This is a genomic window from Agathobaculum butyriciproducens (genome assembly GCA_003096535.1).
GTDB lineage: Bacteria > Bacillota > Clostridia > Oscillospirales > Butyricicoccaceae > Agathobaculum > Agathobaculum butyriciproducens.
In genome coordinates this window covers 1-7,928 of record QEKJ01000034.1, presented here as the reverse complement: position 1 = coordinate 7,928, position 7,928 = coordinate 1, and the positions used below count along the sequence as shown (strand labels likewise).

9 protein-coding genes and 1 pseudogene are annotated in these 7,928 nt (G+C 44.3%); 9 read left to right on the top strand and 1 reads right to left on the bottom strand.

What is annotated here, in order from left to right:
* From C7386_RS12840 to C7386_RS12830, 3 genes and pseudogenes are all read left to right on the top strand, one after another.
* Positions 1-111, top strand: a pseudogene (locus C7386_RS12840) (helix-turn-helix domain-containing protein); the annotation flags it as partial.
* Positions 71-448 (top strand): TnpV protein, encoded by a 378-nt coding sequence (locus tag C7386_RS12835; RefSeq protein WP_002584333.1) that lies wholly within the window; start codon positions 71-73, stop codon positions 446-448. The pseudogene C7386_RS12840 and the gene C7386_RS12835, both read left to right, overlap by 41 nt.
* Before the next feature lie 51 nt (positions 449-499).
* Positions 500-991 (top strand): nucleotidyltransferase domain-containing protein, encoded by a 492-nt coding sequence (locus C7386_RS12830; RefSeq protein WP_002584332.1) that lies wholly within the window; start codon positions 500-502, stop codon positions 989-991.
* Positions 992-1,109: 118 nt separating this feature from the next.
* Here the strand turns inward: C7386_RS12830 and C7386_RS12825 are convergent, their stop codons facing one another.
* Entirely contained in the window at positions 1,110-1,916 is an 807-nt protein-coding gene (locus tag C7386_RS12825) for a helix-turn-helix domain-containing protein (protein WP_002584331.1), read from the bottom strand.
* A gap of 483 nt (positions 1,917-2,399) precedes the next feature.
* Between C7386_RS12825 and C7386_RS12815 the strand changes: the two genes are divergently transcribed.
* From C7386_RS12815 to mobQ, 6 genes are all read left to right on the top strand, one after another.
* Complete coding sequence (locus tag C7386_RS12815; protein WP_002584330.1) at positions 2,400-2,588, top strand: hypothetical protein; 189 nt, start codon at positions 2,400-2,402, stop codon at positions 2,586-2,588.
* Positions 2,585-2,926: a replication initiator protein A gene (locus C7386_RS12810; RefSeq protein WP_002584329.1), complete on the top strand. Its 342-nt coding sequence runs from the start codon at positions 2,585-2,587 to the stop codon at positions 2,924-2,926. Before C7386_RS12815 ends, C7386_RS12810 begins: the two co-directional genes overlap by 4 nt.
* Entirely contained in the window at positions 2,919-3,215 is a 297-nt protein-coding gene (locus C7386_RS12805) for a DUF3847 domain-containing protein (RefSeq protein WP_002584328.1), read from the top strand. The genes C7386_RS12810 and C7386_RS12805 overlap by 8 nt, the downstream gene beginning before the upstream one ends.
* 746 nt (positions 3,216-3,961) lie before the next feature.
* Positions 3,962-5,422, top strand: a complete 1,461-nt coding sequence (locus C7386_RS12800) for an Lsa family ABC-F type ribosomal protection protein (protein ID WP_116705696.1) — start codon at positions 3,962-3,964, stop codon at positions 5,420-5,422.
* A 214-nt stretch (positions 5,423-5,636) separates the two neighbouring features.
* Entirely contained in the window at positions 5,637-6,182 is a 546-nt protein-coding gene (locus C7386_RS12795; RefSeq protein WP_002584326.1) for a P-loop nucleotide/nucleoside kinase family protein, read from the top strand.
* Positions 6,183-6,378: 196 nt separating this feature from the next.
* The coding region (gene mobQ, locus C7386_RS12790; protein WP_116705695.1) for a MobQ family relaxase at positions 6,379-7,928 on the top strand (1,550 nt) is incomplete at its 3' end.

Sequence of the window (7,928 nt, the reverse complement as noted above, 5' to 3'; positions counted from 1 at the left end):
CTGAATTGTGAGATTACCGATGTGATTGAGTTAGTACCAGACGAGCCTGCTTCCACAGGAGGTAAGGAACATGAGCGAATTGAAACCAAGAATAAAAGAAAACGGAATTGATTATATCCTTGTTGGAGATTACTACATCCCGGACTTGAAGTTGCCGGAGGAACACCGCCCCATCGGAAAGTACGGACGGATGCACCGGGAATATTTAAGAGAAGTCTGCCCAGCCAGATTACACACATTGACCCTGACCGGGGAATTGTGGACATATCTTGCAGACCTGAACGAACAGGCACAGAAACGGTTAGACACCATCATGGAGCAGATGAAAGCTGCCGAGGGCGTGACCGAGGAATTGAAGCGTACCCGTCAAATGGAATGGGTGCAGCGTTGCAATAACATTCACAACCGGGCAGAAGAAATTGTTTTACATGAGATGATTTATTCATAACGGTATGGTAGAATGATTATTACAAATTAGAAGTTGTAAAGGAGACTTTGTATGGGTAGAAAAGAAATAACAACAAAAGAAGATTTAATGAAAGTAATAGAATTATTCGAAAATACTGGAATTACATACTGGTTGGATGGCGGATGGGGTGTAGATATTTTAGCTGGTAAACAAACAAGAATTCATAGAGATATAGATATAAATTTTGATGCTCAACATACGGAAAAATTGTTAAATGTGCTTTTGAATCTGGGCTATAAAATTGATACAGACTGGAAACCGGTTAGAATAGAGTTATATAGTGATGAACTTGGTTACTTAGACATTCACCCGTTCGTTTTAAGTGAGGACGGAACTTCAAAACAAGCTGATTTAGAGGGTGGCTGGTATGAGTTTGAAAAAGATTACTTTGGTAGTGCTTTTTTTGAAGGAAAAACAATTCCTTGTATATCCTTAAAAGGCCAAAGAGTTTTCCATTCAGGTTATGAATTAAGAGATAAAGATAAGCATGATATTTCAATTCTTGAAAGTTTATCAAAATAACATTGCTGTAATTTCTAAGATAAATTCCACTTTATCGCTTTGAAATTTTAACTGAATAAGTATAGCACCAACCGCTGCTACATGGAAGCAAACACAACCATGCAACAGCGGTTTTTCTTTACCGTTTTTTCCTTTGACTGATAGGAGTTCCTGTTTTCTTTGATTTTTGTAGAATCCGAATGAGCCAGCGAAATTCTTCGTCTGACAGATTTTTATAGTTGATGCCGAGCTGCTTGCAGTAAAGGACAACCAGCTTTTCATCCCGACTGCCCTTGAAATTTTCAACCGCTTCCAAATTTTCTTTCAATTCATCGGCAACGGTGGTCTGGGGCGCACTCTCGCTGTCCTTTTTGTGGGCTTCCCGAATATCCCGGATAATGAGATTGAGGTCATCAAGAACCATGTGGCTGAAATATTCATCATCGCTGATATGGGCGGCTTGCAGCACTTTCAAATGCGGGTCGTCTTCGCCGGGGCGATACCGTTCAATGATTTCATGCCGGACAGTATCGACAAGGGCGTTGAGGTTTTGAATCTGCATGGTGGCAATCCCATCTACATAAATCTCAATGTCCGCAAGAAACTTGATAAAGTCCTTATGAGTGGCAAGCTCACAGAGCAGACGGTTGTTAATCCGACCGCCTTTCAGAAGTGCCACCATCTCATCATTCAAATGCAGCTCTGTTAGTGGCGTGTTGATCTGCTCCCGGTTCTCTGTCCGGCACAGCAGATAATCAACGGAAACCCCATAGAAGTCTGCCAGCGTGATAAGGTTGCCATGATTGATTTCCTTATAATCCTCTTTTTCATAACTGCCAAGAGCTGATTTGGAAATGCCCGTCAGCTCTGATAATTCTTCCAGATTTAAGCCTTTGTCCTTGCGGAGTTCCCAAAGGCGTTCCTGTATGCTTGTCGCTCCTTTCATGGGCGCACGCTCCTTTCCGGCGGTTTCATTACTGCCGCTTAACTGGATTATATCATACTTTCCGCAATCGTGGAAATTTCTGATTTTTACCCTTAATTCCTACTTTGTGGACATACGGCACAGGGCACAAAAATGTTCTATGATACAGGTAGTTCATCGATGGATTATTCCAATCGAATGACCAGCCTGTGTGGGATATGCTTCCCCGGCGATGTAGCGCCATGACTTTTGGCAGGGATATGGAGGAACCCTGACCGAAACGAGCGTACCAAAGGGAGCAATACGCCGCTGTGAGATTCAGGGGAGGAACGACACCGGGGAGAACTGGCGAACTGATACCGAAATGATACCGAAACACGACAATCTGATAGGGGGATAGTCTACCCTATTGCTGATACTTCTGGAGATTTTAGACGGCTCTATGACCGTAATTTTGCCGAAAATCGCCCCGAAACTATACACTAAAACGGGAGGAAACGCAATATGCCGAGAATGAGCAAAAAGAGGAAGCATGAGCTTTCTTTTTACCTCAATGACCGGGGGCGTGTCACTTACAACGAATTATGCCGGAAATGCAAGCATGGGTGCAAGCAGAGCTTCCGGGCGGTTGTGGTTGACTGCCCCCGTTATTTATCCAAAAGAGCAAAGAAAAAGGAGGAACACACCGAATGAATTTTGAATTTATGACGATAGGCACACCGTTGCCGCCCTGTATGCCCTTTCCCAGAGCGTTGACAGGATTTCCAGTCAGCAGCACCGCAAAGGTCATGTACTGCCGGATGTTGGACGCTATGCTATCCAACGGACAGGAGGACGAGAACGGAATCCTGTTTATCTGCTTCCCTGTCACAGCCATTGCCGCAGTCCTGTCCCGCAGCCCCATGACGGTCAAGCGTTCTCTGAATGAACTGGAAACCGCCGGACTGATCATGCGAGTGCGTCAGGGCGTTGGAGAACCAAACAGGATTTATGTGCTGATACCGGGAAAGGAGGACGCTGCCCTTGCCTGATACCTCAAAGCTGGAAAAGCTCAACCGAGAGTTGGAAAAGAGTGAAAAGAAACTGCGGAAAGCCATCAATGATGAAAAGGCATTGCAGCACCAGCTAAAGCAGCTTACCCGAAAAGAACGGACACACCGGCTCTGTACTCGTGGCGGTATGCTGGAAAGTTTTCTGCAAGAGCCGGAACGCCTGACAGATGATGATGTCATGCTGTTGTTGACACTCATTTTTCACAGGCAGGACACGCAGGAACTATTGAAGAAACTGCTGGAACGTGAGAAGCCGGAAACCCCTTAGTTTACTAAGGGCGCAATTATACACCACCCAAAGGTTGGTGCATTGCGTTCTCCGAAGGCTCCTTGCCGGAGGGCTGTGATTTTTCGCAGTCATGGTCTGCTCCAAATCATACAGGGGACGCTACGCTTCCCCTGCGCTGGCTACCGCCAGCTACCCTTTTGTGGACTTGTCATCTGGGGACACCTTGCGTTGCAAGCTGTTCCCAGCCGACAAGTTTCATAAAATATGCTATCTTTTCGATAGGCAATAAAGTATAATAAAGTCAGCAATAAATCGGAATTTTACGGTCAGTAAGGAATGCGTAAAGTTATATGATTGTATTATAAGCGATTTGTTAAATTTTTATAACCACTTGTATTTGCCTGCGATTTATGGTATAATATTTTGAAATTTAGAAAGAGGTGGGAAGATGATTAACTTTTCTTGCAAATAAAATCAAAATATGCGGTAGTGCTATACTTTGGCATTATTGTGTCTATTGCAAGAAAGTTATATGTCTATCTTACTCAATATAGTGCTGTTGCCACTTTTGCTTAGTGGTGTTATTTTATGCTATGACGAGCTGCAAGGATAAACTTTCTTGTGGCTCTTATTTTGTTTTGGAGGTGCTTTATGAATAGTGCAGAACAGATAGTTACACATGATTCACTCCGTATAGTGTCGGTTCCTTTTGGTGAAATCTATACGTAGTAAACATTCACCGAACCGACTTTGTATCGTATGACATGCAAAGGAGGATAATATTTATGTCAATGATTAAAATTGAAAACCTTACGTTTTCATATCCGACAAGTTATGATAATGTTTTTGAAAATGTCAGTTTCCAGGTTGATACCGATTGGAAGCTTGATTTTGTGGGCAGAAACGGACGAGGTAAAACAACCTTTCTGAATCTTCTGCTTGGGAAATATGAGTATAGTGGAAAAATCCTATCATCCGTACAGTTTGATTATTTTCCTTATCCCGTTTCAGATAAGAATCGTATTACAGAGGATATATTGCAGGAGATTTGCCCACTTGCGGAAGAATGGGAACTTATGCGAGAACTTTCTTATCTTGATGTTGATGTCGATGTGCTTTGGCGACCTTTTGAAACACTTTCCAACGGAGAGCAGACAAAGGTTTTGATTGCCGCTCTTTTTCTTAATGAAGGGCATTTCCTACTGATTGATGAACCTACCAACCATTTGGATGCCAAAGCGAGAAAAAGTGTGGCGGCATATCTGAAAAAGAAAAAGGGATTCATCTTAGTTTCTCACGATCGTCGCTTTCTTGACGATTGTGTTGACTATATTCTATCGATTAACCGAGCGAATATCGAAGTGCAAAGAGGAAACTTTTCATCATGGATGTCAAATTTTGAGCGACAGCAAGAATTTGAACTGGCTCAGAACGAACGTTTGCAAAAGGACATCAGACGATTACAGCAGTCGGCAAAACGCGCTGCAGTATGGTCTGAACGTGTAGAAGCTTCCAAAATTGGGGCAGCAGATAAAGGTTATGTCGGTCATAAAGCCGCCAAAATGATGAAGCGTTCAAAATCTATAGAAGCGAGACAACAACAGACAATCGAACAAAAATCAGCATTGCTGAAAAATATGGAAACCGCAGAAGCCCTCAAGATACAACCGCTTAATTACCATACAGATTTGCTTGCATCATTATCGAATGTAGTAGTTTATTATGATGGCATTTCAGTTTGTGAACCCGTTTCGTTTGAAATAAGACAGGGAGAACGCATTGTGCTTGATGGAAAGAACGGCAGTGGCAAAAGTAGCCTGTTAAAGTTGGTAGTCGGGCAGTCCATAGATTATACGGGTACAGTAACACTTGGCTCTGGGCTTGTAATTTCTTATGTGCCACAGGATACATCGTATTTATGTGGAACCCTTTCCGAGTTTGCAGAAGAAAACAACCTTGATGAAAGTTTGTTCAAGGCAATTCTTAGGAAAATGGACTTTGAGCGTGTACAGTTTGAAAAGGATATTAAAGACTTTTCTGGCGGGCAAAAGAAGAAAGTCCTAATTGCGAAAAGCCTTTGTGAAAAGGCACACTTGTATGTATGGGATGAACCGCTCAACTTTATTGATGTGTACTCACGTATGCAGATTGAACAACTCATAACGGAGTTTGCCCCGACCATGCTCCTGGTAGAACATGACAGTGTTTTTCGAGATACTGTGGCAAGTAAAATTGTGAATATCTAAATTGGTTCTTCCGCAATTTTACGTTTTTCGCTTTAATAAAAATGGAGAATGCTGATTTACACTGGCATTCCAGTATTGAAAAATTACAAAATACGGATAATTGCGTAAGAACCTCTAAATTAAAATAATTGTATGGGTTAATTCCAGCTTTACAGAGACTCAAATTCCAGTTTGTAGAATTAAGAAAATCGTAATTTGTGGAGGTAAAATATAGATGAATCAAGGTAGAATTATTGTAATCACAGGTGCGCCGGGGACAGGAAAAACTACAACGGCATCTGCTGTTGCAAAAGAATCAGATTTGGAAAAGTCTGTGCATATGCACACAGATGACTTTTATCATTATTTGAGTAAAGGGGCAATACCACCGCATTTGCCAGAATCAAATGAGCAAAATTTGATTGTCATTGAAGCGTTTTTAGAAGCTGCGAAGCGATATGCTCGTGGTGGATATGATGTAATTGTTGACGGTATTATCGGACCGTGGTTTTTAAAGCCGTGGCAAAGTCTTGTTCGGGAACATTATGAGGTGCATTATATTATTTTAAGGGCAAGTAAGGAAGAAACCTTGAAGCGAGCTGTTGAACGCTCAAAGTTAGACCGAAAGACAAATATCGAATTGGTAGAAACCATGTGGGAGCAATTTTGCAATCTGGGAATATATGAATCGAATGTTATAGATACGACCACTTATTCCATTCAAGAAACTGTTTCCGCAGTACAAGAAAAAATCGCAAGTAGGGCAGCGTTGTTGTCTTAGATTGTTTTGGTGCAATTCCAGTTTGTTAGCTTTACATCGGGTCAACTTGTCCCGAACTTTTACAACTAAATACCCGCCGCTCACACAGTGGCACACCGAGCAGGAAATCTGAAAAAGGTCTCCTGCTTTTTTTCTGCCCAAAATGAGGTGGTAAAACGCCACCCCATCCACCAATTAGCGAAAGGAGGGACACGAAATGCCTTGTCCACACAACGAAATCACGATTGTTCAGCGCAGCCAGCGGCAGTCTGCGGTTGCCGCCGCTGCTTACCAAAGCGGCGAAAAGCTGTTCTGTGAATACGACCAGCAAGTAAAGCACTACCCGGAAAAGCGTGGTATCGTCCACAATGAAATCCTGCTCCCGGCAAATGCTCCACAGGAATATGCAGACCGCAATACTTTATGGAATGCCGCCGAAGCGGTGGAAAAGCAATGGAACTCCCAGCTTGCAAGGCGGTGGGTGCTTACCATTCCCAGAGAGATACCGCCCGACCAGTACGCTGTCCTTGTACGGGAGTTTTGTGAACAGCAGTTTGTTTCCAAAGGCATGATTGCTGATTTTGCCATCCATGACCCCCATCCGCCGGGACACAATCCCCACGCCCATGTCCTGCTGACCATGCGGGCAATGGATGAACATGGAAAATGGCTTCCCAAGAGCCGCAAGGTTTATGACCTTGACGAGAATGGGGAACGGATAAAGCTGCCGTCCGGCAGGTGGAAAAGCCACAAGGAGGATACGGTGGACTGGAACGACCAGAAGTATTGTGAAATCTGGCGGCATGAATGGGAGGTTATCCAGAACCGCTATCTGGACGCCAATGACCGCCCGGAGCGTGTGGACTTGCGTTCCTATGCCAGACAGGGGCTTGATATAGTCCCCACTGTCCATGAGGGGACTGCTGTCCGGCAGATGGAAAAGCGAGGTATCCAGACGAATATCGGCAACCTGAACCGGGAAATCAGAGCCGCCAACCGCCTGATGAAGTCCATCCGGCAGCTTATCCAAAACCTCAAAGGCTGGATTACCGAGCTGGGAGAAAAACGGAAGGAGCTGCTTGCACAAAAGGCGGCGGAGGAAGCGACACTTCTTCCCAATCTGCTGATGAAGTATATGGAGATACGAAAGGAAGAACGGAAGGACTGGACAAGGGCTGGACAGAACCGGGGAACTTCACAGGACTTAAAGGCAGTCAGCGAAGCCCTGTCCTATCTCCGGCAAAAGGGGCTTTCCACTGTGGAGGACTTAGAAGCGTTTCTGGAATCTTCCGGGAAATCAGCCGCAGATTACCGCAATCAGATGAAGCCAAAGGAAGCCCGGAGCAAAGTGATTGACGGGATTCTTGCCAGCCGGACAGACTGCAAGGAATGTAAGGCTGTCTATGAGAAGTACCAGAAGATATTTTTTAAGAAAATAAAGGGGAAATTCAAACAGGAACACCCGGAGGTTGCCCGGTATGAGAAAGCCGCTGACTACCTTGCCAAGCACCCGGACGATAAGGATAAAACGAAAAATGAGTTGCAACAGGAGCAGGAAACGCTTCTCAGCGAAATCGCAGAGCTGAAAGTACCACTGACCGAGGTACAGGAGGATTTGAAGAAGCTGCGGGACATCCGCTACTGGGTACGGAAAGCCACACCCGGCACAGAGGAAAGCAAAGAGCCGCCCAAGAAGCAGCCCATCAAAGAAGTCTTGCAGGATAAGGCGAACGAGAAAAAAGCACAAAGAACTGTCCCGGCACAGAC